Genomic DNA, 2571 nt, shown 5'->3' on the forward strand with positions numbered 1-2571 from the left:
GATCATCACCCACCTCGCCGCCCAGAGCCGCAGCACCCAGGAACTCGCCACCCTCCTCGGCCTCTCCACATCCGTGACCTCCCGTCACCTTCACCAGCTCACCCAGGCAAGACTCACCACCACCCGACGCGAGGGCTACTACGTCCTCTACTCCCTCAACCCCACCCGCCTCGACCAGATCGCCACAGCCCTCACCACCCTCACCCTCAAGCCCGAAGCCTGAACCGGCGCAGCTCGACAACCGACCCACGCACGCCAGAACCAGGAGCCCCGGCACTCGGGTTCTGGCTCACTTCCGCAAAGGAACCGACGGACGGTAGAGGACCACCGGCCCCTGCCTCGTGGCCCAGCTGGGCGCGCTGACAGAACCTCTGAAGTGCCGTCGCGAGGGCCTACCGCTACATCCCCGATGCCGCCTCGCCGCTGGCACGCACCTCCTGGTAGGGCGCCGTCCAGGCGGAGGCGCCGGACTTTCTGCTTCGGCGAGGGGGAAGATGGCGTGATGGACATCCGGCAGCTGGAGCATTTCCTCGCCATTGTGGATCATGGCGGGTTCAACCGGGCGGCGTCGGTCCTGTACGTCTCCCAGCCCGCGCTGTCCCAGACGGTTCAGGCGCTGGAGCGGGACCTTGGCAGCGCTCTCTTCCACCGGATCGGCCGCCGGGCGGTGCTCACCGAGGCCGGTGAGGCGCTGATCGAGCCGGCCCGCGCTGCCGTTCGGAGTCTGGCAACTGCCCGGGCCAGCGTCGCCGCCGTGCATGAGCTTCGTGAGGGCCGGCTCGACGTGGCGGCGATGCCGTCGCAGGCGGTGGAGCCGCTGACGTCGATGATCCGGGCCTTCAGTACCCGCTGGCCGGGGGTGGCGGTGGTCATCAAGGCCGCTTTCACCCGCCAGGATGTCATCGATATGGTGCGTACCGGTGCTGTCGAGCTGGGGCTGCTGGCCTCTGCGGGGCCGCTGCCCGACAAGGAGGTGGCTTGCCACCTGGTCGGCGAACAGCGCTTCGTGCTCGTGGTGCCGCCCGACGGGCTGTTTTCCGGGCGGCAGTCGGTGGACTGCCGGGAACTGGCAGGGCAGCGCCTGATCGTCGGGCAGCGGGGAACGGGCATGCGGGCGTACGTCGACGGCCTCATCGAACAGGGGACGGGGTTCGACATCGCCGCCGAGACGGAGCACCGGGTGGCCATCCTGCCTCTCGTCCTGGCAGGGGTGGGTCTGGCCGTGGTGACAGAGTCCTGGCGCACCCTGGCCGAGCGTGCCGGAGCTCGGGTGGTGGACATCGAACCGAAGAGCACCCTCAACATCGGACTGATCAGTCGCCGCGCCGGACTGTCACCTGCTGTAGAGGCTTTCCTGAGTGCCGCCCTGCCGACAACGGATATGCCAGACGCCAGATAAGCGCAGCTTATAAGCGAGATCAGAACTGCGTCTTGGACGCCGTAGCCGGTCCATTGCTGCAATCGACGCATGACGAACCACCGCATTGCCTTGATCCCGGGTGACGGCATCGGCGCCGAGGTGCTGCCCCCGGCACAGCAGGTCCTCGATGCCGTCGGCAGTCGCCGTGGCTTCGGCTTCACCTACACCGCGTACGACTGGTCCTGCGAGCGCTACCTGCGCGACGGCGCGATGATGCCCGAGGACGGAATCGACCAGCTCCGTGACAAGGACGCCATCCTGCTCGGCGCTGTCGGCTACCCCGGCGTGCCCGACCACGTCTCCCTGTGGGGCCTGCTGATCCTGATTCGCCGAAGCTTCCGCCAGTACGTCAACCTGCGACCCATCCGCGTCTTCGAGGGCATCGACAGCCCGGTACGCGGCGCGGCGCCCGGGGAGGTCGACTTCGTCGTCGTCCGGGAAAACGTCGAGGGCGAGTACAGCGAGATCGGCGGACGTCTCAACCGCGGCTTCCCGGAGGAAATGGCCGTTCAGGAAGCCGTGTTCACCCGGGCCGGGGTCACCCGCGTATTGGATTACGCCTTCGATGTGGCTGCTCAGCGCGGTGGCAAGGTCACCTCGGTCACCAAGTCGAACGGCATCGTGCACACGATGCCGTTCTGGGACGAACTGGTCGCCGAGCGCGCCGCCGCGCACCCCGATATGGCCTGGGACCAGGAACACATCGACGCGCTGGCCGCCAAGTTCGTCCTCCATCCCGCCCGCTTCGACGTGGTGGTCGGCTCCAACCTCTTCGGAGACATCCTCAGTGACCTGGCCGCCGCTGTGGCCGGCTCCATCGGCATCGCACCGGCCGCCAACCTGAACCCCGAGCGCGAATTCCCCTCGATGTTCGAACCAGTGCACGGCTCCGCTCCCGACATCGCCGGACGGGGCATCGCCAACCCCCTGGGCGCGATCTGGTCGGCCGCCATGATGCTCGATCACCTCGGCCACCCCGAGGCCGGCAAGGACGTCACCGACGCCATCGCGGCGCTCCTGGCGAAGACAGACGTCCGGACTCCCGACCTGGGCGGCACCGCCAGCACCGCCGAGTTCACCGAAAAGCTCCTCGAACTCCTGTGAGCCGAACCCTCTGCCGTGGACGGGACAGCATGGACGATGCTGCCCCG

General features: G+C 68.0%; 3 protein-coding genes. All 3 read left to right on the top strand.

What is annotated here, in order from left to right:
- Positions 1-223 (top strand): helix-turn-helix transcriptional regulator (locus tag GXP76_RS35095; protein WP_242575662.1); only part of this gene is annotated, 223 nt, incomplete at its 5' end.
- Positions 224-502: 279 nt separating this feature from the next.
- Positions 503-1399, top strand: coding sequence for a LysR family transcriptional regulator (locus GXP76_RS35100; RefSeq protein ID WP_242575663.1), 897 nt, complete (start codon positions 503-505; stop codon positions 1397-1399).
- 69 nt (positions 1400-1468) lie between these two features.
- A complete protein-coding gene (locus GXP76_RS35105) occupies positions 1469-2524 on the top strand; it encodes a tartrate dehydrogenase (RefSeq protein ID WP_242575664.1) in 1056 nt (351 codons plus the stop codon).
- Positions 2525-2571 lie beyond the last annotated feature (47 nt).

The sequence above is a fragment of the Streptomyces sp. NP-1717 genome (genome assembly GCF_022695985.1).
GTDB lineage: Bacteria > Actinomycetota > Actinomycetes > Streptomycetales > Streptomycetaceae > Streptomyces.